Raw genomic sequence first — 22,248 nt, forward strand, 5'->3', positions numbered from 1 at the left:
TGGAATCCCCAGATGCCGATCTGAGTCAATCCGCCGCACCAGATATGTGCATGCCCTAGGGCCTTCGCCGGGACGACGCGTGGTTGGTGGCCTGCCTTAATCCACCATGTCCGCGACTGCCTTGCCGCAAGCCGTGGTGTCGGCATTGCCGCCGAGATCCCTGGTGCGCAGCGTGCGCTCGGCCAGCGTGCGCTCGATTGCATCGACGATCGACTTGCCGGCTTCCTTTTCGCCGAGATGCTCGAGCATCATCGCGCCGGACCAGATTGCGCCGATCGGATTGGCGATGCCCTGCCCCGCGATATCCGGCGCCGAGCCGTGAACCGGCTCGAACACCGACGGGAAATTGCCCTCGGGATTGATGTTGCCCGACGGCGCGATGCCGATGGTGCCGGTGCAGGCCGGGCCGAGGTCGGACAGGATGTCACCAAACAAATTGGAGCCGACCACGACGTCGAACCAATCCGGGTGCAGCACGAAGTTCGCGGTCAGGATGTCGATGTGATACTTGTCCCACTTCACGCCCGGAAACTTTGTTGCCATCGCCTCCACGCGCTCGTCCCAATAGGGCATGGTGATGGAGATGCCGTTCGACTTGGTCGCCGAGGTCAGGTGCTTCTTCGGCCGCGACTGCGCGAGCTCGAACGCGAACTTCAGGATGCGATCGACGCCGATGCGGGTCATCACGGTCTGCTGCGTTACGAACTCACGGTCGGTGTCCGGGAACATGCGACCGCCGACGGAGGAATATTCACCTTCGGTGTTCTCGCGCACCACCCAGAAATCGATGTCGCCGGGCTTGCGGTTTGCCAGCGGCGACGGCACGCCCGGCATCAGCCGCACGGGGCGCAAATTCACATATTGATCGAACTCGCGGCGGAACTTGATCAACGAACCCCAAAGCGAGACGTGATCCGGAATCTTGGCCGGCCAGCCGACCGCGCCGAAATAGATGGCATCGTGCTTGCCGATCTTATCCTTCCAATCGTCCGGCATCATCTGGCCGTGCTTCTCGTAATAGTCCCAGGACGAGAAGTCGAAATGATCGAAGTGAAGGGACACCCCGTGCTTCTTCGCCGCGGTCTCCAGAACGCGCAGACCTTCGGGCATCACTTCCTTGCCGATGCCGTCGCCAGGAATGACCGCGATCCGGTATTGTTTCTTGCTCATCGAGAACGTCCTTGATTGCTCCGGCAGCCGCCGCCTTTATGACCGCACTGCAATGGACCAAACGCGGCGGCAGTGCAACGCTGCACTGCAATGTTGACCATGGCGCGGCCGACCGCCTACTGATTTTATTCCCGTTCCTCTCCTGCGAGTAACTCCCATGGATCTGCATCTGCGTGGCAAGCGCGTCCTGATCACGGGCGCGTCCAAGGGCATCGGCGCAGCCGCCGCCGAGGCCTTTGCCGAGGAAGGCTGCCATCTCCTCCTCGCCGCCCGCAACGGCGATCAGCTTAAGGCTCTGGCCGAGCGCTTGCGCTCGGCGCACCAGATCGATGCCGCCACGAGCATCGTGGATTTGCGCAAGAGCGAGGATTTGACGCGGCTCGCCAAGGAAGCTGCCGACATCGACGTCCTCGTCAACAATGCCGGCGACATTCCCGGCGGCTCCATCGACAAGATCGACGAAGCGACCTGGCGCCACGCCTGGGAATTGAAAGTGTTCGGCTACATCAACCTCGCGCGCATGGTCTATGCGCAGATGAAGGCGAAGGGCGGCGGCGTGATCGTCAACGACATCGGCGCGGCCGGCGAGAAATTCGACGCCAACTACATTTGCGGCAGCGCCGGCAATGCCGCGCTGATGGCCTTTACCCGCGCGCTCGGGGGCAAGAGCCTCGCCGACAACATTCGCGTGGTCGGCATCAATCCCGGCCCTGTCGGCACCGACCGTCACGTCACCCTGCTGAAGACGCGGGCAAAGCACCAGTTCGGCGACGAGAGCCGCTACAAGGAATTTCAGAAGAGCCTTCCGCTCGGCAGGCCTGCGCATGCGCGCGAGATCGGCGACCTCATGGCGTTCCTGGCGTCGGATCGCGCGGGGTATACGTCGGGCGTGATCTACACGGTGGATGGCGGAATCAGCGCGGGATGGGGTTGATTGCCCCGAGATGATTTAGACGCGGTCATTCCGGGGCGATGCGAAGCATCGAACCCGGAACCTCGAGATTCCGGGTTCGCCCTTCGGTCGCCCCGGAATGACAGTCCAGAGTTAGGAGTAAAATAGTTGTCTCAAGACCTGATCCGCGAAACCGCGTGCACCGTCGTCGACAAGCTGCGGTCCGGCGACGTCTCGCCACTGGAGCTCCTGGATGTACTGGAGAAGCGCATCGGTGAAGTCGATGGCAAGGTCAACGCGCTGCCGACGCTGTGCTTCGATCGCGCGCGGGAGAGCGCAAAGGCGCTGATGCGGAAGCCGGCCGGGGCGCGTGGATTGCTCGCGGGCCTGCCGGTGCCAATCAAGGACCTGACCGATGTTGCTGGCGTGCTGAACACCCAGGGTTCGCCGATTTTCAAGGACAACATCCCGGCGACGTCCGACATCCTGGTCGAAAACCTCGAGGCCAACGGCGCGGTCGTCTATGCCAAGTCGAACACGCCGGAATTCGGTGCGGGCGCCAACACCTTCAACGAGGTGTTCGGCGCGACCCTCAATCCCTGGGATACGTCCAAGTCGGCAGCCGGCTCGTCAGGCGGCGCGGCCGTTGCGCTCGCCACCGGCATGGCCTGGCTCGCGCAAGGCTCCGACATGGGAGGCAGTCTGCGCAGTCCGGCAGCTTTCTGCGGCGTCGTGGGCATGCGGCCCAGCATTGGCCGGGTCGCGCATACTCCAAAATCAGCCATCGATCGTAACCTCGGCGTCGTCGGTCCGATGGCACGCAACGTCGAGGATCTCGCGCTGCTGCTCGATGCCATGAGTGGCGACTATGCGGCCGATCCATTGTCGCTTCCCGCGCCTGCGACCTCATTCCTGTCAGCGGCACAATCGGGCAAGAAGCCGAAGCGCATCGCCTATTCGGCGGATCTCGGCATCACACCGGTGGATCCCGAAGTCGAAGCGATCACGCGGAAGGCGGCCGAACGCTTCGCCGAAGCCGGGACCGTCGTCGAGGACGCGCATCCGGACTGGCGCGAGGCGCATGAGTGCTTCCACGTACTGCGCGCGTTCGACTTCGCGATCAGCAAGGCGCAGCTGCTGCGCACCAAGCGCGACCTGCTCAAGCCCGAAGTGATCTGGAACATCGAGGAAGGCCTCAAGCTCACGATCGAGCAGCTCGAACGCGCCGAGGCGCAGCGCGTCGGCATGACCGCGCGTGCGGTCGAGTTCTTCAAGAGCTACGATCTGCTGCTGGTACCGACCACGATCGTGCCGCCCTTCCCAATCGAGCACCGCTATGTCGCCGAATGCGCCGGCAAGAGGTTCGACAATTACGTCGAGTGGCTCGGCATCGTCTATGCCATCACGCTCGCCTGCTGTCCCGCGCTGTCGCTGCCGTGCGGCTTCACCGCGTCGGGCCTGCCGGTCGGGCTGCAAATCGTCGGGGCTCCGCGCGCGGATGCGCAGGTGATCGCCGGCGCGAAGGTGCTGGAGGATATTCTGGGCGTGCGCGGCACGACGCCGATTGATCCGCGGGTGAAGAAGTAGAACGAGGAAGATGCAGCGGGCTCGGTAGACTCCCTCGCCCCGCTCTTGCGGGGAGAGGGTTGGGGTGAGGGGCTGCTTCCGCGAAGACGGTGACAGTTCAACTCGCGGAGATTCCCCCTCACCCGATCGCTTCGCGATCGACCTCTCCCCGCAAACGGGACGAGGTGAAGAATCCTCACCTTCCGCTCGTCGCCTCCAGGCTCCGGCTATACCGCGACATCGCGAAGCAGAAGACAAAATAGATCCCGGCGACGAAGATGTAGACTTCGACGGAGAATTGCTGCCACGCCGGATCGATGATCGCGGTCTTGGCCGTGGTCAGCAGGTCGAAGATACCGATGATCAGAACGAGGCTGGTATCCTTGAAGAAGGCGATGAAGGTGTTGACCAGCGGCGGGATGACGTGGCGGATCGCCTGCGGCAGGACGATCAGCCGGTTCTTGCGCCAGTAGGACAGGCCGAGCGCGTCGGCGGCCTCGTATTGTCCGCGGGGCACGGCCTGAAGGCCGCCGCGAATGACTTCGGCAAGATAGGCACCCGCGAACAGGATGATCGCGACCTGCGCGCGCAGGAGCTTGTCGATGTTGAATCCGTTCGGCATGAACAGCGGAAACATCACGCTCGCCATGAACAGCAGACTGACCAGCGGCACGCCGCGGATCAGCTCGACATAGAGCACACTGAGCGAGCGGATCGCCGGCAGTTTTGAGCGCCGGCCTAGTGCGACGAGGATGCCGAGCGGGAAGCCGAAGGCCAGACCGAAGGTCGCCAGGATCAGCGTCACCGGCAAGCCGCCCCAACGGTCCTGCGAGACGAACGACAAGCCGAGTATGCCGCCCCACATCAGCACGCTGATCAGCGCGAGCGCTCCGATCCAGAGATAGGCCAACTCGCGCCGCCATAAGGCGCGGCGGCCGGAGAGATAGAACAGGGTAATGAACAGCAGTACCGCCAGCGCCGGCCGCCACTGCTCGTCGAACGGATAGGTGCCAAACAGGATGAAGCGGTATTTCTCGGGGATGATCGCCCAGCATGCGCCGACGCCGCGTACCGCGCGGCAGGCGCTGGAATCGTTCGCGGGGGTGAGCCAGACCGCATTGGCGATGCCCCACTGCGCGAAGCTGAAGATGGCCTTTGCGAGCACCGCCAGCAAGATGACCGAGACGATGCCGTTCGGGATCGACGAGAACAAATTGGTGCGCAGCCAGCGCAGCACCGGGTTGCCGATCTGCGGGCGCCGGGCGGCGCGCGGTGCTTCCGGAATATCGGCGATCGCCGTCATGGTCAGCGCTCCACCAGCGCGATGCGCGAATTGTACCAGTTCATGAAGAAGCTGATGCCGAGGCTGATGGTGAGAAACACCGCCATGATCAAGGCAATGGCCTCGATCGCCTGCCCAGTCTGGTTCAGCGTCGTGTTGGCGATCGAGACCACGTCCTGATAGCCGATCGCCACCGCGAGCGAGGAGTTCTTGGTCAGGTTGAGGTACTGGCTCGTCATCGGCGGCACGATGACGCGTAGCGCCTGTGGCAGGATGATCTGCCGCAGCATGAAGCTGCGGCGCAATCCGAGCGCATTGGCGGCATCCCATTGGCCGCGCGGCACCGACTGGATGCCGCTGCGCACGATCTCGGCGATGAAGGCCGAGGTGTAGGTGACGAGCGCGATCAGCAACGCGAAATATTCCGGCGCGAGCGTCAGCCCGCCGACGAAGTTGAAGCCGCGCAACTCAGGCCATTCGATCGTCCAGGACACGCCGAGCAGCACGGACACCGCCGCAGGCAGCACAACGAGCAACCCGAGCACAAAAGGCCAGGCCGGCCGCGGCTTGCCGTCGCGCATTTGCTGCGCGATGAGCCGCCGCCGGATGACATAGAACAGGCCAAGCCCGAGCACTGCCGTGCCGAGTACCCAGAGCTGCGGCCTCCCGATCGGAATTGCCGGCAGGATCAAACCGCGATTGGACAGGAACACGCCCTCGATCGGCCGGAACGCCGCGCGCGCGGCCGGCAGCGCTTGCATCAGCACGTACCAGAACAGGAGCTGGAGCAGCAGCGGGATGTCACGGAGCGTTTCGACATACACCGCGGCGACCCGCGACAGCAGCCAGTTGGCCGACAGCCGCGAGATGCCGATTACCGTGCCCAGGATGGTTGCAAGCACGATTCCGATCACGGCGACGCGCAGCGTGTTGGCGATACCGACGACGAAGGCCCAGAGATATGAGTCTCGTGGATTGTAGGCGAGCAGGCTGTCGGCGATAGGCATGCCGGCCTCGCGGCTGAGGAAGGCAAAACCGGTCGTGATGCGGCGCGCGGAGAGATTGGTGACCGTGTTGGACCAGAGAAAGGCGATGACCGCGACCGCGATCCCGACCACCAGGGCCTGCCAGAACAGGCCTTTCAGCTCGCGTTGTCCGAAAGCGCCGAAGAAGCGGCGGCGCGGCGGCGGTCTCGGAGCGTCTGACGTCACAGCACAAAAATCCTTCTCGAGACAACGATTTCCGGCGGCGTACGTCAAGTGTTGCACCAAACTCTACTTCGTGCAACAAATGTTTCATGGCCGAGCCCGCGAAATCCTCGCCGCTGAGCGAACTGCGCATTGCATTGCCATCGCTTCCGATGCGGTTGCAGGAGGTCGGGCGTTTCGTCGCGGCCAATGATTACGACGCCACGACGCGTTCGATGCGCGATCTCGCAGCGGTTGCCGGTGCCGATCCCGCCGCGTTCACGCGGCTTGCCAAGGCGATCGGCTATTCGGGCTGGGATGAGTTGCGTGCGGCGTTGACGGAGGCACGGCGGCCTTCGCAGATTGCGCCGTTCTCCGGCCGCGCCCGGAGCCGACGCCACGGCCCGAACGCCGATGTCGCGCTCGTCACCGAAAAGCTGGAGGCCGAGGCCGCCGGCCTTCCGCGCATCCCGGCCCAGCCGATTACGGAGGCGGCGCGCGCGCTGCACGACGCAAAGCGGATCTGGATCACCGGCTACCGAAGCTGCCGCAGCGTCGCGGAACTGTTGAACTACGAGCTCCGGCTGTTTCGTCCCGAACAGGTGCAACTCGTCGGCGCGTCCGGCCCCGATGATCTCGACATGGGCGCGTTCCGGCCCGGCGAGGCCGTCATCGTCGTCGGCTTCATGCCCTACACCCATGCGAGCGTCCGGGTTGCGCAGGCCGCCTATCGCTCCGGCGCGGCCTTGATCGCGATCGCCGATAGCCCTTCGGCGCCGATGGCTGAAGGCGCCGACCACGTGCTGCTGTTCGAAGCGGCCTCCTCTCCCGGCTTTTTCCCGAGCCTCACCGGCGCCATTGCCATCGCGCAATCGCTCGCCGCCGTGACGTTTTCGCTCGGCGGCACGGCGGCGAAGAAGCGCCTGGAGAATACCGAGGCGCGGCTGGCCGCGGCCTCAACTTACGTTTCAGAGAAAGGTTGACCCATGGCCGCTCGCACCAGCCGCGTGCTGCATCGCTCGCTGCGCGAAACGCCGCCCAAGGCGATCGGCGGCGAAGGCGTCTATCTCTTTGCCGAGGATGGACGCCGCGTGATCGACGCCTCCGGCGGCGCGGCAGTCTCTTGCCTCGGCCACCAGCATCCACGCGTCATCGCGGCGATGACGAAGCAGGCCTCGACGCTGGCGTACGCCCACACAGCCTTCTTCTCGTCCGAGCCGGCGGAGGCCCTTGCCGAGACGCTGGTCGGCCATGAGCCCGGCGGCCTCGCCTACGCCTATTTCGTCAGCGGCGGGTCGGAGGCGATCGAGGCCAGCATCAAGCTCGCGCGGCAGTATTTCATCGAACGCGGCGAGCCGCAGCGGCAGCATTTCATCGCCCGGCGGCAGAGCTATCACGGCAACACGCTCGGCGCGCTGGCCGCCGGCGGCAATGCCTGGCGGCGTGCGCCCTATGCGCCGCTGCTCTCCGACGCCTTCAGCCATGTGACCCCGGCCTTCGCCTATCACGAGAAGCACGAGGGCGAATCCGATGCGCAATTCGTCGCCCGGCTTGTGGCGGAGCTCGAAGCCGAGTTTCAGCGCCTCGGTCCCAATACGGTCGCCGCGTTCCTCGCCGAGCCCGTCGTCGGCGCCACCGCAGGTGCCGTGACGGCGCCGGACGGTTACTTCAAGGCGGTGCGCGAGATCTGCGACCGACACGGCGCGCTGCTCATCCTCGACGAGGTCATGTGCGGCATGGGCCGCACCGGCACCACGCATGCCTGGGAGCAGGAAGGCATCGCGCCCGACATCCAGGCGATCGCCAAGGGCCTCGGCGGCGGCTACCAGCCGATCGGCGCGATGCTCGCGAGCGGCAGGATCATCGACACAATCCGCTCAGGCTCGGGCGCCTTCCTGCACGGCCACACTTATCTCGCTCATCCCCTCGCTTGCGCTGCCGCCCTCGCGGTGCAGGACGTGATCCGCGAGGACAGCCTGCTCGACCGAGTCAAGGAGCGCGGCAAGCAGCTCGAGCAGCGGCTCACCGAGCGATTCGGCAATCACCGCCATGTCGGCGATATCAGGGGCCGCGGGCTGTTCTGGGCCATCGAGCTCGTCGCCGATCGCGCCAGCCGGACCTCGTTCGATCCCGCGCTGAAGCTGAACCAGAAGATCAAGGCGGAGGCCTTCGCCAACGGCCTCGGCTGCTATCCCGGCGGCGGCACCGCGGACGGCGTCCGTGGCGACCACGTGCTGCTGGCGCCGCCCTATATCACCTCCGCGGAGGAGATCGATCTGATCGTCGACAAGCTCGGCACGGCCGTCGACAGCGTATTGCGTCGTGTCAATCACTGAGGGGAGAATAGCATGATGAGAAGAGTGGTTATCATAGCCGGCGTGCTCGCGGCATCGACGGTGGTCGCGTCGGCGGCAACGCTCGACACGGTGAAAAGCCGCGGCACGCTGATATGCGGCGTCAGCGCCGGTTTTGCCGGCTTCTCCGCGCCGGATTCGCAAGGCAACTACAAGGGTCTCGACGTCGATTATTGCCGCGCGCTCGCCGCCGGCGTGCTCGGCGATGCCAGCAAGGTGCGCTACGTCTCGCTGACCGCGCAGAACCGCTTCACCGCGCTCCAGTCCGGCGAGATCGACGTGCTCTACCGCAACTCGACGCAGACCTATCTGCGCGGCGTCACGCTGGGCCTGCGGCAAGGCCCAATCAACTTCTACGACGGTCAGGGCTTTGTCGTGAAGAAGGACCTCGGCGTGAAGGAGATCAAGGATCTCAAGGGCGCCACCGTCTGCGTCGCGCAGGGCACTACGCATGAGGTCACGCTCGGTGACTACGGCCGCGCCAACGGCATCGACTGGAAGCCACTGGTGTTCGACCGCGTCGACACCATGTACCAGACCTTCTTCGGCGGGCGTTGCGATGCCATGACCCAGGACGCTTCCGCGCTCGCAGGCGCCGTGACGACCGCGGCGCCGAACGCGGCCGACTACGTCGTGCTGCCGCAGACCATCAGCAAGGAGCCGCTCGGCCCCTTCACCCGCAATGGCGACGAGGTCTGGAGCGACATCATCACCTGGCTGCATTACGGCTTGATCGAGGCCGAAGAGCTTGGCGTCACACAGGGCAATGTCGACGAGATGGCGAAGTCGCCGACGCCCGCGATCCAGCGCCTGCTCGGTGCTTCCGGCGATCTCGGCTCGCGGCTCGGGCTCGACAACAAATGGCTGGTCACGGCCATCAAGGCCACCGGCAATTACGGCGAGATCTACGAGCGGAATGTCGGCAAGGCGAGCCCGCTCAAGCTCGAGCGCGGCCTCAACGGCCTCTGGAGCAAGGGCGGCTTGATGTACGCGGTGCCGTTCAAGTAAACGCTTCGCGTGTCCCGGACGCGCGGCGTCCGGGGCACGCGACCTCCCATCAGGTAACGTTCAATGCCGACGTCTCCTCGCATCGCCCTGATCCACGCCCTCAAGCATTCCATCGCTCCGATCGAAGCTGCGTTCGCGAAGGCGTGGCCGGAAGCGCGGCTGATGAACCTGCTCGATGACAGCCTGTCGTCGGATCTGGCGCGTGACGGCAAGCTCAACGATGCCATGACCGAACGCTTTCTTGCGCTCGGTCGTTACGCCGCGGCAACAGGCGCGGATGCGATCCTGTTCACCTGCTCGGCCTTCGGTCCCTGCATCGAGGCGGTCGCGCGCGCGCATGCGCCGATGCCGGTGCTCAAGCCGAACGAAGCCATGATCGAACGGGCGGTGACGATGGGCCAGCGCATCGGCCTGCTCTCGACCTTCCCGCCGACGCTGGCCTCGATGCCGCCGGAGTTTCCTTCCTCCGTCCAGATCGTACCGAAGCTTGCCGAAGGCGCGCTGGCCGCGCTCGACCGCGGCGACCGCGCTACGCATGACCGGCTGATCGTGGAAGCCGCACGCGATTTGCGCGATTGCGACGTCGTCGCGCTCGCGCAGTTCAGCATCGCGGCAACTGCGCCCCTCGTGGCAGAAGCCACCGGCCGCGCTGTGGTGACGACGCCTGACAGCGCCGTCGAGAAGCTGATGAAGCTGTTGGCGGCGAAGGCTTAAGCGCCGGCCTTTTTCCGGCGTCGCGCGCCCTTGATCGCCGCCGCAAGCGCGACCTTGGTTTCGCTGACAAAATCCTCGACAAGGTCCTCGCGCGTGGCATGGGCCGCCTCGCCGGTGAACAGTCCCTGCTCAGCCAACATCACCACGCCGTGCACCGCCGCCCAGATCTTGAGCGCCTGCCGCTCGCGCAAGTAATCAACTGCCGGAGCTTCCAGCGCTTCGACCACGAGCGCAAAGGTTTCGCGCGTCGCTTCGTGCAGCTCGCTGCCTTTCGCCGCACACGACACCGTGCGCGAGGCGAACATCAAGCGGTAGATGCCATTGCGCCGTAAGCCGAAATCCAGCGTCGCCTGGGCCAGCAGCGACAGTTTCGAGCGCTTCGACGGCTTTGCCATCGCCGCCCGCAAGATCCCGCTGAGTTGCCGGAACGCCTCCGCCGTCACCGCCGTTAGCAGCGCCTCGCGATCGGCAAAATGCCGGTAGGGCGCCGGCTGCGAGACGCCCAGCTGCTTTGCAAGCGCCTTGATGCTGATCGCCTCCGTCCCGCCCTGCTCGGCTTCGCGCAGCGCGGCCTTGATCAAGGCGTCGCGGAGATCGCCATGGTGGTAGGTATTCTCGGGCTTGCGGGCAAGTTGTGAACGCATCTTGCGCAGAGCCTATAAGTTTGCGCTTGACAGGGGAAGCCTGCCGCGAATGTAATAGCCTATAACTTGAACAAGAACTCAAATGGGAGCGCGTGCCGGCTTCGACCGGGGCGCACACGACCGAGGAAGCCGCCATGACAGAGCGACTGAGGGTTCACGTCGATCCGGACAAATGCCAGGGGCACGCGCGCTGCAAGGCGCTGGCGCCGGAGCTGTTCGAGCTCGACGAATACGGCAACGCCCACGAAGCCGGCGACGGCACCGTCCCGCCCGGCCTCGAAGACAAGGCCTGGCTTGCCAAATCCAATTGTCCGGAAATCGCAATCGACGTGATCGAGGAGTAGCGCAGCCGCTGCCGCCCGCGTGCCTTCCGCGACCACGAGCCCCAAGGGATTTCCAGATGTCCGACATCAGCCAGCCCGCCGCCCATCCGCCCGTGACCGACTGGGTCCATGATTTCGACCACACCGATCCGCAATGGACCGAAGATCCCTTCCCGATCTGGGACGAGCTGCGCGCCGCAAGCCCGGTCGTGCACACCGAGCGCTTCCTCGGCTGCTACCTGCCGACGACCTATGAAGCGGTGCGCGAGATCGCCAACGACAGCGAGCATTTCTCCTCACGCCGCATCATCGTCCGCGACGTTCGGCCGGAGATCACCAGCAGAAACTCCGCCCCGCCGATCACGTCCGATCCGCCGGTGCACAAGCCAGCCAAGCAATTGCTGCTGCCGCCGTTCACGCCGGACGCGATGAAGAAGCTGGAGCCGCGGGTGCGCGCGATCTGTAACGAGTTGATCGACGGCTTCATCACTGAAGACCGACTGGACGCGGCAGAGCGCTACACCAAGCACATTCCGGTTCGCGCGATCGCACACATGCTCGGCATCCCCGAGACAGACAGCGATCTCTTCATCCGCTGGATCCACATGATCCTGGAACTTGGCATCAAGGACGAAAACACGCTGCTCCAGGCGGTGCAGGAGATGACCGTCTATTTCAGCGGCCATATCGAGGCGCGCAAGACCAAGCCGACCGACGATCTTATTTCCTACCTGATGAATGCCAGGGACAAGGACGGCAACCCGCTCGAGGATTCACACGTGCTGGGCTCGCTGCGCCTGCTCCTGATTGCCGGCATCGACACCACCTGGAGCGCGATCGGCTCCTCGCTCTGGCACCTCGCCCGGACGCCCGCCGACCGCGAGCGCCTGGTCGCCGAGCCCGGGTTGATCCCGACCGCGGTGGAGGAGCTGCTGCGCGCCTATTCGCCGGTGACGATGGCGCGCGAAGTGGTCAAGGAGACCACGATTTCCGGCTGCCCGGTCAAGGCGGGCAACATGGTGCTGCTGTCCTTCCCGGCCGCCAACCGTGACCCGAAAATGTTTCCGGATGCTGACAAGGTCGTGATTGACCGCCGCGAGAACCGGCACGCCGCCTTCGGCCTCGGCATCCACCGCTGCGTCGGCTCGAACCTTGCGCGCATGGAAATGCAGGTTGCACTGGAGGAATGGCTGAAGCGAATTCCGGACTTCGCCCTCGATCCGGCAGGCACGGTGACCTGGTCACAGGGAACCGTCAGAGGTCCCCGCCAGTTGCCATTTTTGCTTGGAAAGGCGATGTAGACCTCTCCAAACAGCGATACGGAGAGGCCGGACGTGACTGAGCAACTAACGCGACCGGCCTCCGACCACATTGACGTTGCCGACGCCAAGCGCCGGATCAAGGCGATCTTCATCGGCTCGATCGGCAATTTGGTCGAGTGGTACGACTTCTACGCCTACACCGCGTTTGCGCTCTATTTCGCTCCCGCCTTCTTTCCCGGCAACGACCCCGTCGTCCAGCAATTGAATGTCGCCGTCGTATTCGCAGCGACCTTCCTGATGCGGCCCCTGGGCGGCTGGCTATTCGGCTATATCGCCGATCATTACGGGCGGCGCATCTCGCTGACGCTGTCGGTCGTCTTCATGTGCTTCGGCTCGCTGATCATCGCGTTGACGCCGACCTACGCCACGATCGGCTTCGCCGCACCGGTGATCCTGGCGCTCGCCCGCGTCATCGAAGGCTTGAGTCTCGGCGGCGAATACGGCGCCAGCGCCACCTATCTCAGCGAGGTCGCCGACCCCAAGCATCGCGGCTTCTATTCGAGCTTCCAATACGTCACCCTGATCGGCGGCCAGCTCACCGCGATCATCGTACTGTTGGCTCTGCAAAAGATCTTCCTCACGCCGGAGGAACTGAGAGCCTGGGGCTGGCGCATCCCGTTTGCGATCGGTGCGGCGCTCGCGATCTTTGCCGCGGTGATGCGGCGCGGCTTGCACGAGACCGAGGCCTTCGAAGAAGCCAGGAAGGTGGTAAAGCCGACCGGCTCGCTCACCAATTTGCTGCGCTATCCCCGCGAGTTGCTCCTGGTGGTCGGCTTGACCGCGGGCGGCACCGCGGCGTTCTACACTTTCACCACCTATATGCAGACCTTCGTCAAGCTTTCGGTGGGGTTGACCGAGGACCAGACCACGTTCGTGATCTTCGGCACGCTGATCTTCGCGACCATCCTGCAGCCGATCTATGGCGCCATCTCCGACAAGATCGGCCGCAAGCCGCTGCTGATCTTCTTCGGCGTCGCTGGCACGCTCGCCACCGTGCCGCTCCTGATGACGCTGAAGGAGACCAAGTCGCCCTTCATTGCGTTCATCCTGATCTGCGCGGCCTGGCTGTTCGTTGCCGGATACACCTCGATCAACGCGGTAGTGAAGGCCGAGCTGTTCCCGACCAATGTCCGCGCCCTCGGCGTCGGCCTGCCTTATGCGATCACCGTCTCGATGTTCGGCGGCACGGCGCCGGCGATCGCGCTCTATTTCAAGAGCATCGGGCATGAGGCGTGGTTCTACTACTATCTTGCCAGCATCATCTTCCTGTCGCTGGTGATCTATTCTACCATGCGCGACACCAAGCACGCCTCCGCGATGCATCGCCACGAGTAGCCGATGGCCGAAGACAACGAACCGCCCGACAGCAAGCTGACGCGCACCAAGGAAAAATGGGCGCGCGAAGGCCGGTTTTTGACCGGCAAGATCACTCGCTCGGAGGATCAGCGCCTGCCGCCGGGCCAGCATCTGACAAAGGACTGGCCGGTACTCGATCTCGGGGTCGTGCCGCCGGTATCGCGCGAGCGCTGGCGGCTCGACGTCTACGGCGCGATCGAGAACCCCGTGTTCTGGACCTTTGCCGAGTTCGCCGCCCAGAAGCAGGCGCAGTTCACCTCCGACATCCACTGCGTCACCACCTGGTCGCGCTACGACAATGAGTGGGAGGGGCTCGCTACGCGCGAGCTGCTCGCGGCCTGCCAGCCGCGCGAGGACGCGCGCTTCGTCGTGCTGCATTCCCACGACGGCTACACCACCAATCTCACATTGGACGACTTTGCCGCCGAGGACGCGTTGCTCGCCCATAGCTGGTCCGGTGAGCCATTGTCGGACGAGCATGGCGGCCCGGTGCGGCTGGTGGTGCCGCATCTGTATTTCTGGAAGAGCGCCAAATGGCTCCAGGCCATCGAGTTCCTGACCGAGGACGCGCCGGGCTTCTGGGAAGTCCGCGGCTACCATAATCGCGGCGACCCCTGGGCAGAGCAGCGCTATTCGGGCGATTAGGTTCAAGGCAAGGACGGGGGAAGCTCATGCCGACAGAGCGCTTTCAATTTACCGGCGAAGGCGGCCATCAACTTTCGGCCGCGCTGGAGCTACCCGACGGCGAGCCCGCGGCCTTCGCGCTGTTCGCGCATTGCTTCACCTGCGGCAAGGACACGCTGGCCGCCAAACGCATCTCGGTCGCGCTCGCCGCCAAGGGCATCGCGGTGCTTCGCTTCGACTTCACCGGGCTCGGTTCCAGTGAAGGGGATTTCGCCAATTCGACGTTTTCCTCCAACGTCGCCGATCTCGTGCGCGCCGCCGATCACCTGCGTAGCGTCCGCAAGGCGCCGTCGATCCTGATCGGTCACAGCCTCGGCGGCGCCGCGATCCTTGCGGCAGCAGGACAAATCCCGGAAGCCAAGGCGGTTGTGACCATTGCGGCACCATCCGATCCCGCCCACGTCACCGGCCTGTTCAAAGAGCATCTCGGCGACATTCGCACGCAAGGTGAGCTCGAAGTCTCGCTTGCGGGACGCCCGTTCCGGATCAAGCGCGAATTCCTCGACGATATCGCCGAGCACGAGCTGATGAAGGACGTCACTGGCCTGCACAAGGCGCTGTTGGTGATGCATTCTCCGGTCGACGATACCGTCGGCATCGACAATGCGACGAAGCTCTTCGTTTCCGCCCGGCATCCCAAGAGCTTCGTCTCGCTCGATCATGCCGATCATCTCCTGACCAAGCCGGCCGACGCACTCTACGCAGCCGACGTGATCGCGGCCTGGGCGAGCCGGTACATCGACACGGCGAAACCTGCGCAGGCGATGGATCTCCCCGAGGCGCCGCGCCGGGTCGTGGTGCAGGAGACCCGCAAGAGCAAGTTCAACCAGACCATCTCCGTCGGTCCGCATCAGCTCATCGCGGACGAGCCGGTCGCCGCCGGCGGCGAGGATGCCGGCCCTGGTCCCTACGATCTCCTGCTCGCTGGCCTCGGGGCCTGTACCTCCATGACCATGCGCCTCTATGCCGACCGCAAGTCGCTGCCGCTCGATCGTGTCACCGTCTCGCTGAAGCATTCCAAGATCTATGCAAAAGACTGCGCGGAGTGCGAGACGCGCGACGGCATGCTCGACCAGATCGAGCGCGACATCGCGATGGACGGCGCGCTCGATGCCGAGCAGCGCAAGAAACTGATGGAGATCGCCGACAAATGCCCGGTGCACCGGACGCTGACGTCGGAAATCCGCATCGTGACCAAGGCCGTGGAATGATCTAGGCGGTGCTTGACGTTGTGTCGGTTACCGGCTTGAACGGGACTACGCGCAGCATCCCGCGCAAGCCCGCCGTCGTGCCGAGCAGGATGCCGGCGACGGCGACGAACGAGCCCAGCGCGAGCGTCGACACGCCGGTTAGCCCCTGCCCGATCGAACAGCCGAAGGCCATCACGCCGCCGATGCCCATCAGCGCGGCGCCACCGGCCGATCGCAGCATGTGGCTTGGCGAGGAATAGCCTTCGAGATGGAAACGGCCGGTCGCAAGCGCGGTGACCAGACTGCCGGCGAAGACGCCGGCAACCGTCGCGATGCCGAAGTTCGGCGTCAAGCCGGTCGAGAGCATGGCATACTGCAGGCTGTCCGCGATCGGCGCGATAAAGGTGAGCGACGTCACGGGGACCGGGTTGAAATCATCCGCGCCGAGATAGCCGGTGACGAACCAGCCGCCGGCGACGAGGAGACCGACGATGACACCGGCCGCAATCTGGCCGGGCGAACGCCGGAACGCTGGGTGCGCGAAAGCAAACAGGATCAGCAAGACGACGATGACAGCAGCAGCCATCGCGCGCGAAACCGCTTCAGCCGGACCGAACATGGCCAACAGCGACGGCAACGAATTCATGTTGACCGTGGTTTGCGAGGCCTGGACCAGCGCGATGCGCGCCGGCGCAATCAGGCCCTTGAGCGTCATCTGCGCGGCGATGGCGAGCACGACCACCACGACGAAGGAGCGCAGATTGCCGCGACCGAGCAGCACCAGCGCGCGCGAACCGCAGCCGTTCGACAGCACCATGCCGTATCCGAACAGAAGTCCACCCAGAAACAGCACCGGCACCGAAAAGGACTGTTGCAGGTAGATCGATTTACCGAGATCGACCACGCCGTTGCCGGCGAGGAGTTGGCTCGCTGCGGTCGCGACCGCGATCGCCAGCGCATAGGTTCGTACCAACCGTCCATCCCCCTTCGATAGCCAACTGCGCATGCTGCTCATCAGGCAAAAGCCACTGAGCAGGCCGACGGCGCCATAAACCAGGCCGATGACGAGGCCCGCGAGGATGACGAGTTGGGTGGACGATTCCATGATCAAGGCTTCAGGATCACGCGGTCCCGGGACGAGCCGGCAACGGCGACATAGGCCTCCTTCGCGCGTTCGAGCGGATAGACGGCGTTCGCCTTGATGGGGAACGGTTTCAGGTGCCCGCTCGCGAAGCCCGGGCCGAGGTCACGCAGCACAGCGCCTGTCGCGATCGACGACAGGCCGAGCGTGTCGATGCCGACATAGGTATGTTGCCCGCGATAGAATTCGAGGATGTTGAACTGCACGATGCGATCGATCGCGGCGATCAGGATCTGGCGGCCGCGAAGCGCGAGCGACTTGTGCGCCGCCTGGAAATAGGGATCGCCGACCGTGTTAAAGACGATGTCGGCGCCTCTACCATCCGTCAACTCGCGCACGCGTGTGGCGACGTCGGTCGCGGAAGCGTCGATCACCTCGATGGATGCGTTGGTGTGGCCCTCATAAGCTTCCGCCTTGCGCACCACGCCGATGACACGCGCGCCCTGCCAGGTCGCGATCTGCACCGCAGCTTGACCGACCTTGCCATTGACGCCGAACACCAGCACCGTTTCCCCAAGCTTTGGAATGCCGGCGCGGCGAAAACCCTCCATGGCGGTGACAAAGGGCACACCGATGCCGGCGGCCTCCTCCCAGGATACGGTTTTCGGCTTCTCCACCACCGCGTCGGATTCAACGACGAGATGGCTGGCGTGAGTGCCGTCGCGGCGGATGCCGAGATCGCCGGAGGAGCCGAACACCTCACGGCCGATCGTACCGGCCGGCCCGTCGATCACCACGCCGGCGTAATCGCGACCCGGCGTGCGCGGGAAGACGGCATAGGGCATCAGCCCGGTCGCGGCCTTGGCGTCGGAGGGATTGACGGCAGCGGCCTTCACCTCGATCAGGAGTTCATTCGGACCACGCGTGAGGGTATGACGCTCGATGGCAGGTGCAAGCGCGGCGGCGTTCTCTGCCTTGGCGTTGAGGCGCACGCAGCGCGCGTCGACGGCTTTGCGATCGGCTGGTGACATCGATGGACCCGTGATTTCTCGCGGGCCTTGTCGCCTCTGGAGAGAGCCAAGTCAACCGGCCTCGCGTCATTCTGAGGAGCCGCGCCAGCGCCGCCTCGAAGGATGAAGGCCCGCGTTGCAGCATCCTGGCCGGCATGGTTCGAGACGGCGCTGCGCGCCTCCTCACCATGAGGGGTGAGACCTAATCCTTCGGCCGCTTGTCGTAGAGACGCTTGGCCTTGCCGAGCGAGCGTTCCAGCGTGGCCGGCGCAACGACCCGCACGTTGGAGCTGATGCCGATCGTGTTCTTGACATGGGTTGAGATCCGATCGGCATGGTCGAGGAGACCCCGGCCATCCCAGCTCTCGGGCCGCGCCTCGGCAATGATGGTCAGTTCGTCCATGCGGCCTTCGCGGGTGAGTTCCAGAATGAAATGCCCGCCGCACCAGTCGGTGGCGAGCAGAACCTCCTCGATCTGGGTCGGGAACAGATTGACGCCGCGCAGGATGATCATGTCGTCGGAACGACCCGTGACCTTCTCCATCCGCCGCATGCCCGGCCGCGCCGTGCCCGGCAACAGTCGCGTCAGGTCTCGGGTGCGATAGCGGATCACCGGAAAGGCTTCCTTGGTGAGCGAAGTAAACACCAGTTCGCCCTTCTCGCCGTCGGGCAGCACCACACCGGTATCAGGGTCGATCACTTCAGGATAGAAGTGATCCTCCCAGATATGCAGGCCGTCCTTGGTCTCGATACATTCCTGCGCAACGCCGGGCCCGATCACCTCGGAAAGACCGTAGATGTCGGTCGCGTCCATGTCGAAGGCGTCTTCGATCTCGCCGCGCATCGCATTGGTCCAGGGCTCCGCGCCAAAAATGCCGACCTTGAGCGAGCATTGACGCGGATCGAGCTTCTGACGCTTGAACTCGTCGAGGATCGCCAGCATGTAGCTCGGCGTCACCGTGATGATGTCGGGCCGGAAATCGTTGATGAGCTGCACCTGCCGCTCGGTCATGCCGCCGGAGATCGGCACCACGGTGCAGCCGAGCTTTTCGGCGCCATAGTGCACCCCTAACCCGCCGGTGAAGAGACCGTAGCCATAGGCATTGTGGATGATCATGCCGGTGCGACCGCCGGCGGCCCGGATCGAGCGCGCCATCACGTCCGACCATGTGTCGATGTCGCGTTGCGTATAGCCTACCACGATCGGCTTGCCCGTCGTGCCGGAGGACGCATGCACGCGCACCAGCTTTTCACGGGGCACGGCAAACATGTTGAAGGGATAGTTGTCGCGCAGATCCGTCTTCACCGTGAACGGGAATTTCGCAAGATCGGAGAGCTCGCGAAAGTCGGACGGATGCACGCCGGCCGCGTCGAAGGCCTTGCGATAATGCGGGACGTTGTCGTAGGCGTGCTTCAGCGACCAGGCCAGCCGCTGCGCCTGCAGTGCCATGATCTCGTCGCGCGATGCGCGCTCATGCGCATCCATTTCGGCGCGATAGGTGTTACCACCTTCCTTGAGCCTCGACAGAGCCATCCTCATTTCCCCGTATCATTGCTTTTCTTTATTGATTGTGCGCCGGCAGCCAATTGCCGGGAATGACCCGCGAGTGCCCGCGGAATTCGGCGATGACTGTATCGCCGGCAGTGACGCGCACGTCATAGATGCCGGACCGGCCGCCGCGCGCAACTTCGCGCGCTCTTGCGACGAGGCGATCGCCGAGCTTGCCCGGCTTGATGAAGGTGATCTGTCCCTGCGCCGCCACGACGCGGTCGTTGTGCGAGTTGCACGCGAAAGCGAACGCGGAATCGGCAAGCGTGAAGATGAAGCCGCCATGGGCGATGCGCTGGCCGTTGACCATGTCCGGCCGTACAGTCATAGCGAGCGTCGCATAGCCCGGGCCGATCTCGACGATCTCCATGCCGAGTCCCTTGGAGGCGTCGTCCTCCGCCCACATCGCATCGGCGCAGGCGCGGGCAACATCCTCGGGCGACAAGGTGGCTTTGACGTTCACGCGCTCCTCCCGTCCGGTTGTTTGGAGACGATGTTCTGCTGCCCGGCTGAAACTGTCAAACGTGGTCGTAATCGACCACAACCCGCTCCGACGATGGCTTGGCCTGACAGGTCAGGACAAAGCCGGCCTTCAGCTCCCATGGTTCCAGCGAGTAGTTGATGTCCATCGGCGCCTCACCCTCCACCAGTTTTGCACGGCAGGTCGAGCACATGCCGCCCTTGCAGGCGAAGGGCAGATCGACGCCGGCGCGCAGTGCGGCATCGAGGATCGCCTCGTCCTCGGCCACCGGCACGTCGCGGCGCTTGCCGTCGATGATCAGCGACGCGATCGCTTTCGGCGGCGCGTCCGGCGCAACGATCTTCTTCGGCCGCGGCTTGCCGCCGAACTCCGAGACGAATCGCTCGACATGGATACGCTCGTCCGCGATGCCGAGCCCTCGGCAGGTCGCCTCGATGTCCTCGCTCATGCCGGACGGACCGCAGATGAAGACGTGATCGACGCTTTCCGCCGGTACCAGCGAGCGCAGCAACACCCTCACCTTGTCGCCGTCGAGCCGGCCGTGCAGGATCGGAATGTCCTGTTCTTCGCCGGAGATGACGTGGAAGATCGAGAGGCGGTCGATGAAGCGATCCTTGAGCTCTTCGAGCGCCTCGCGGAACATGATGTTGTCGGTCGCGCGATTGCCGTAGAACAGGAAGAAGTGGCTGTCCGGTTGGCGCGCAAGCGTGCCCTTGACGATCGACAGGATCGGCGTGATGCCGGAGCCCGCGGCAAAGCCGACATGGATGCGGCCGACGCCGGCAGGCGGGATCACGCCGAAGCGTCCCGTGGGCGTCATCACGTCGAGCTCGTCGCCGCACTTCAGATCGTCCGCTGCCCAGCTTGAAAACGCGCCACCATCAACCTTCTTGACGGCGATGCGGATCTCGCCGTCGTCGGGGCCGGAGCAGATCGAGTAGGAGCGGCGCACTTCCTCGCCATCCAGCATGGTGCGGAGCGTGAGGTATTGGCCGGGCGTGAAGGCGTAGTCGGTCGCAAGCTCAGTAGGGATGGCGAATGTCAGCGATACGGCGTCCGACGCCTCGCGGCGGAGGTCGTTGACGGCCAGGCGATGGAAGCGTGGTGCGACTGCTGACATGGTCAATGACACTTGAAATAATCGAAGGGTTCGCGGCAGGCCCTACAGCGCCACAGCGCCTTGCAGGAAGTGGAGCCGAATTCGGACAGCAGCTCGGTATTCGACGAGCCGCATTGCGGGCACACAACGGCTTGCTCGCCAAACAGCGCGCGGCGTGAATTCGAAGCCTGCGGCGGCGCGATGCCGTAGGCGCGAAGCTTTCGGCGGCCCTCTTCGCTCATCCAGTCGGTGGTCCAGGCCGGGGACAGCACGGTGCGAACCTTTGGACTGTGGAAACCGGCGCGCTCCAGCGCGACCTCGATTTCCAGCGCGATCATGTTCATGGCCGGGCAGCCCGAATAGGTCGGGGTGATCGCGACCTCGACCTGATCGCCGTCGAGGACGACATCGCGGAGGACGCCGAGATCGGCGATGGTCAAAACCGGAATTTCGGGATCGACCACGCTCGCCGCGGCCTCCCAGGCCCGTTGGCGCAATTCGCTATGGGGCTCCAGCACCGTCACCATGTCTGCCCCGGGAAGGTGCGCTGTATCGACTGCAGCTCTGAGAGAAGATGGCCGAGATGCTCGCTGTGCCGGCCCACGCGGCCGCCCTGCTGCATCCAGTCGTTCTGCGGCAGCTTGAGCATTGCTTCGCCGATCACATCCGAGAGTGTCGTCAGCCAGCGACCCCGCAAGGTCCCTGGGTCTACTGCGATACCGGCATGGATCAAGGCGCGCTCGCCGTCGTCGACGGTAAACATCTCGCCGGTGAACGCCCAGAGATGATCGATGGCAGCCTGCGCGCGGGCATGGCTCTCGTCGGTGCCGTCGCCGAGCCGGATGATCCACTCCGAGGAATGCCGCAAATGATAGGCACTCTCCTTCTCCGACTTGGCGGCAATGGCCGCAAGCGCCGCGTCGCGCGAAGCCATCATCGCACGCCAGTAGAGATCGGCGAAGGCGGAGTAGAAGAATTGCCGCACCAGCGTCTGGGCAAAGTCGCCGTTCGGCTGCTCGAGGAGCAGCAGATTGCGATATTGCCTGACATCGCGCAGGTAGGCGAGCTTGTCTTCGTCGTTGTCCTTGCCTTCGGCTTTGGCTGCGTAGGTGTAGAGCTCGCGGGCCTGGCCGATGAGGTCGAGCGCGATGTTGGAGAGCGCCATGTCCTCTTCCAGCATCGGTGCGTGCCCGCACCATTCCGACAGCCGGTGGCCGAGGATCAGCGCGTCGTCGGCGCGGCGCAATGCATAGAGCACCAGCGGCGTTTCAGAGATCTGGATGTTCGCGACGGGCATCTGTCCTATCCACTTGTTCCGACCTCATCCTGAGGAGGC

Annotated in this window: 22 protein-coding genes; 11 read left to right on the top strand and 11 right to left on the bottom strand. The window is 64.5% G+C overall.

Features of this window, described 5'->3' with window-relative positions:
- Positions 1 to 96: 96 nt before the first annotated feature.
- The gene (locus tag AC0L2J_RS28610) at positions 97 to 1,170 is read right to left on the bottom strand and encodes a tartrate dehydrogenase (protein WP_473395242.1); all 1,074 of its coding nucleotides are present in this window, start codon (positions 1,168 to 1,170) and stop codon (positions 97 to 99) included.
- Positions 1,171 to 1,327: 157 nt separating this feature from the next.
- Here AC0L2J_RS28610 and AC0L2J_RS28615 point away from each other — a divergent pair, with 157 nt between their 5' ends.
- Together AC0L2J_RS28615 and AC0L2J_RS28620 are read left to right on the top strand one after the other, a co-directional pair.
- Complete coding sequence (locus AC0L2J_RS28615) at positions 1,328 to 2,104, top strand: SDR family oxidoreductase (protein ID WP_473395243.1); 777 nt, start codon at positions 1,328 to 1,330, stop codon at positions 2,102 to 2,104.
- A gap of 126 nt (positions 2,105 to 2,230) precedes the next feature.
- Positions 2,231 to 3,649, top strand: coding sequence for an amidase (locus tag AC0L2J_RS28620; RefSeq protein ID WP_473395244.1), 1,419 nt, complete (start codon positions 2,231 to 2,233; stop codon positions 3,647 to 3,649).
- 175 nt (positions 3,650 to 3,824) lie between these two features.
- Here the strand turns inward: AC0L2J_RS28620 and AC0L2J_RS28625 are convergent, their stop codons facing one another.
- Together AC0L2J_RS28625 and AC0L2J_RS28630 are read right to left on the bottom strand one after the other, a co-directional pair.
- Entirely contained in the window at positions 3,825 to 4,931 is a 1,107-nt protein-coding gene (locus tag AC0L2J_RS28625) for an amino acid ABC transporter permease (protein WP_473247564.1), read from the bottom strand.
- A 2-nt stretch (positions 4,932 to 4,933) separates the two neighbouring features.
- Positions 4,934 to 6,121, bottom strand: coding sequence for an amino acid ABC transporter permease (locus tag AC0L2J_RS28630; protein WP_473395245.1), 1,188 nt, complete (start codon positions 6,119 to 6,121; stop codon positions 4,934 to 4,936).
- An 86-nt stretch (positions 6,122 to 6,207) separates the two neighbouring features.
- Between AC0L2J_RS28630 and AC0L2J_RS28635 the strand changes: the two genes are divergently transcribed.
- The 4 genes from AC0L2J_RS28635 to AC0L2J_RS28650 all read left to right on the top strand — a co-directional run bounded on the left by AC0L2J_RS28635 (position 6,208) and on the right by AC0L2J_RS28650 (position 10,173).
- Complete coding sequence (locus tag AC0L2J_RS28635) at positions 6,208 to 7,080, top strand: MurR/RpiR family transcriptional regulator (protein ID WP_007607937.1); 873 nt, start codon at positions 6,208 to 6,210, stop codon at positions 7,078 to 7,080.
- Positions 7,081 to 7,083: 3 nt separating this feature from the next.
- Positions 7,084 to 8,433 (top strand): aspartate aminotransferase family protein, encoded by a 1,350-nt coding sequence (locus AC0L2J_RS28640; protein WP_007607935.1) that lies wholly within the window; start codon positions 7,084 to 7,086, stop codon positions 8,431 to 8,433.
- Between the two features lie 12 nt (positions 8,434 to 8,445).
- Complete coding sequence (locus AC0L2J_RS28645; RefSeq protein ID WP_007607934.1) at positions 8,446 to 9,459, top strand: amino acid ABC transporter substrate-binding protein; 1,014 nt, start codon at positions 8,446 to 8,448, stop codon at positions 9,457 to 9,459.
- A gap of 63 nt (positions 9,460 to 9,522) precedes the next feature.
- Positions 9,523 to 10,173: an aspartate/glutamate racemase family protein gene (locus tag AC0L2J_RS28650; protein WP_007607933.1), complete on the top strand. Its 651-nt coding sequence runs from the start codon at positions 9,523 to 9,525 to the stop codon at positions 10,171 to 10,173.
- On the opposite strand, the gene AC0L2J_RS28655 is transcribed toward AC0L2J_RS28650, so the two are convergent.
- On the bottom strand, positions 10,170 to 10,817 hold the full coding sequence (locus AC0L2J_RS28655; protein WP_007607932.1) for a TetR/AcrR family transcriptional regulator: 648 nt from the start codon (positions 10,815 to 10,817) through the stop codon (positions 10,170 to 10,172). The two genes, AC0L2J_RS28650 and AC0L2J_RS28655, sit on opposite strands and share 4 nt — an antisense overlap.
- A gap of 134 nt (positions 10,818 to 10,951) precedes the next feature.
- Between AC0L2J_RS28655 and AC0L2J_RS28660 the strand changes: the two genes are divergently transcribed.
- From AC0L2J_RS28660 to AC0L2J_RS28680, 5 genes are read left to right on the top strand one after another with little or no spacing between them, the layout of a single operon-like run.
- Entirely contained in the window at positions 10,952 to 11,161 is a 210-nt protein-coding gene (locus AC0L2J_RS28660) for a ferredoxin (RefSeq protein WP_007607931.1), read from the top strand.
- Positions 11,162 to 11,217: 56 nt separating this feature from the next.
- Positions 11,218 to 12,441 (top strand): cytochrome P450, encoded by a 1,224-nt coding sequence (locus AC0L2J_RS28665; RefSeq protein WP_063993178.1) that lies wholly within the window; start codon positions 11,218 to 11,220, stop codon positions 12,439 to 12,441.
- 33 nt (positions 12,442 to 12,474) lie between these two features.
- The gene (locus AC0L2J_RS28670; protein WP_007607924.1) at positions 12,475 to 13,797 is read left to right on the top strand and encodes an MFS transporter; all 1,323 of its coding nucleotides are present in this window, start codon (positions 12,475 to 12,477) and stop codon (positions 13,795 to 13,797) included.
- Between the two features lie 3 nt (positions 13,798 to 13,800).
- On the top strand, positions 13,801 to 14,463 hold the full coding sequence (locus AC0L2J_RS28675) for a sulfite oxidase-like oxidoreductase (RefSeq protein ID WP_007607923.1): 663 nt from the start codon (positions 13,801 to 13,803) through the stop codon (positions 14,461 to 14,463).
- A gap of 26 nt (positions 14,464 to 14,489) precedes the next feature.
- Positions 14,490 to 15,713 (top strand): bifunctional alpha/beta hydrolase/OsmC family protein, encoded by a 1,224-nt coding sequence (locus AC0L2J_RS28680; RefSeq protein WP_007607922.1) that lies wholly within the window; start codon positions 14,490 to 14,492, stop codon positions 15,711 to 15,713.
- A 1-nt stretch (position 15,714) separates the two neighbouring features.
- On the opposite strand, the gene AC0L2J_RS28685 is transcribed toward AC0L2J_RS28680, so the two are convergent.
- From AC0L2J_RS28685 to paaC, 7 genes are all read right to left on the bottom strand, one after another.
- Positions 15,715 to 16,797, bottom strand: a complete 1,083-nt coding sequence (locus tag AC0L2J_RS28685) for a YeeE/YedE family protein (RefSeq protein WP_473395246.1) — start codon at positions 16,795 to 16,797, stop codon at positions 15,715 to 15,717.
- Between the two features lie 2 nt (positions 16,798 to 16,799).
- Positions 16,800 to 17,804 (bottom strand): quinone oxidoreductase family protein, encoded by a 1,005-nt coding sequence (locus AC0L2J_RS28690; protein WP_473395247.1) that lies wholly within the window; start codon positions 17,802 to 17,804, stop codon positions 16,800 to 16,802.
- 181 nt (positions 17,805 to 17,985) lie between these two features.
- Positions 17,986 to 19,317 (bottom strand): phenylacetate--CoA ligase PaaK, encoded by a 1,332-nt coding sequence (gene paaK / locus AC0L2J_RS28695; RefSeq protein WP_007607919.1) that lies wholly within the window; start codon positions 19,315 to 19,317, stop codon positions 17,986 to 17,988.
- 28 nt (positions 19,318 to 19,345) lie between these two features.
- On the bottom strand, positions 19,346 to 19,795 hold the full coding sequence (gene paaI / locus AC0L2J_RS28700; protein ID WP_007607918.1) for a hydroxyphenylacetyl-CoA thioesterase PaaI: 450 nt from the start codon (positions 19,793 to 19,795) through the stop codon (positions 19,346 to 19,348).
- A gap of 55 nt (positions 19,796 to 19,850) precedes the next feature.
- A complete protein-coding gene (gene paaE, locus AC0L2J_RS28705) occupies positions 19,851 to 20,933 on the bottom strand; it encodes a 1,2-phenylacetyl-CoA epoxidase subunit PaaE (protein ID WP_473395248.1) in 1,083 nt (360 codons plus the stop codon).
- Positions 20,934 to 20,935: 2 nt separating this feature from the next.
- Positions 20,936 to 21,439 carry a 1,2-phenylacetyl-CoA epoxidase subunit PaaD gene (gene paaD / locus AC0L2J_RS28710; RefSeq protein ID WP_473395249.1) on the bottom strand — a complete coding sequence of 168 codons (504 nt, stop codon included), beginning with the start codon at positions 21,437 to 21,439 and terminating at the stop codon, positions 20,936 to 20,938.
- On the bottom strand, positions 21,433 to 22,209 hold the full coding sequence (gene paaC / locus AC0L2J_RS28715) for a 1,2-phenylacetyl-CoA epoxidase subunit PaaC (RefSeq protein ID WP_473395250.1): 777 nt from the start codon (positions 22,207 to 22,209) through the stop codon (positions 21,433 to 21,435). Before paaC ends, paaD begins: the two co-directional genes overlap by 7 nt.
- Positions 22,210 to 22,248 lie beyond the last annotated feature (39 nt).

It is taken from the genome of Bradyrhizobium sp. MV1.5 (assembly GCF_055807615.1).

Bases quoted from the DNA above. Each gene is read 5' to 3' on its own strand.
- AC0L2J_RS28610 (WP_473395242.1), bottom strand. From the start codon at position 1,170: ATGAGCAAGAAACAATACCGGATCGCGGTCATTCCTGGCGACGGCATC.
- AC0L2J_RS28615 (WP_473395243.1), top strand. From the start codon at position 1,328: ATGGATCTGCATCTGCGTGGCAAGCGCGTCCTGATCACGGGCGCGTCC.
- AC0L2J_RS28625 (WP_473247564.1), bottom strand. From the start codon at position 4,931: ATGACGGCGATCGCCGATATTCCGGAAGCACCGCGCGCCGCCCGGCGC.
- AC0L2J_RS28635 (WP_007607937.1), top strand. From the start codon at position 6,208: ATGGCCGAGCCCGCGAAATCCTCGCCGCTGAGCGAACTGCGCATTGCA.
- AC0L2J_RS28640 (WP_007607935.1), top strand. From the start codon at position 7,084: ATGGCCGCTCGCACCAGCCGCGTGCTGCATCGCTCGCTGCGCGAAACG.
- AC0L2J_RS28645 (WP_007607934.1), top strand. From the start codon at position 8,446: ATGATGAGAAGAGTGGTTATCATAGCCGGCGTGCTCGCGGCATCGACG.
- AC0L2J_RS28650 (WP_007607933.1), top strand. From the start codon at position 9,523: ATGCCGACGTCTCCTCGCATCGCCCTGATCCACGCCCTCAAGCATTCC.
- AC0L2J_RS28655 (WP_007607932.1), bottom strand. From the start codon at position 10,817: ATGCGTTCACAACTTGCCCGCAAGCCCGAGAATACCTACCACCATGGC.
- AC0L2J_RS28660 (WP_007607931.1), top strand. From the start codon at position 10,952: ATGACAGAGCGACTGAGGGTTCACGTCGATCCGGACAAATGCCAGGGG.
- AC0L2J_RS28665 (WP_063993178.1), top strand. From the start codon at position 11,218: ATGTCCGACATCAGCCAGCCCGCCGCCCATCCGCCCGTGACCGACTGG.
- AC0L2J_RS28675 (WP_007607923.1), top strand. From the start codon at position 13,801: ATGGCCGAAGACAACGAACCGCCCGACAGCAAGCTGACGCGCACCAAG.
- AC0L2J_RS28680 (WP_007607922.1), top strand. From the start codon at position 14,490: ATGCCGACAGAGCGCTTTCAATTTACCGGCGAAGGCGGCCATCAACTT.
- AC0L2J_RS28685 (WP_473395246.1), bottom strand. From the start codon at position 16,797: ATGGAATCGTCCACCCAACTCGTCATCCTCGCGGGCCTCGTCATCGGC.
- AC0L2J_RS28690 (WP_473395247.1), bottom strand. From the start codon at position 17,804: ATGTCACCAGCCGATCGCAAAGCCGTCGACGCGCGCTGCGTGCGCCTC.
- paaK (WP_007607919.1), bottom strand. From the start codon at position 19,317: ATGGCTCTGTCGAGGCTCAAGGAAGGTGGTAACACCTATCGCGCCGAA.
- paaE (WP_473395248.1), bottom strand. From the start codon at position 20,933: ATGTCAGCAGTCGCACCACGCTTCCATCGCCTGGCCGTCAACGACCTC.
- paaD (WP_473395249.1), bottom strand. From the start codon at position 21,439: ATGGTGACGGTGCTGGAGCCCCATAGCGAATTGCGCCAACGGGCCTGG.
- paaC (WP_473395250.1), bottom strand. From the start codon at position 22,209: ATGCCCGTCGCGAACATCCAGATCTCTGAAACGCCGCTGGTGCTCTAT.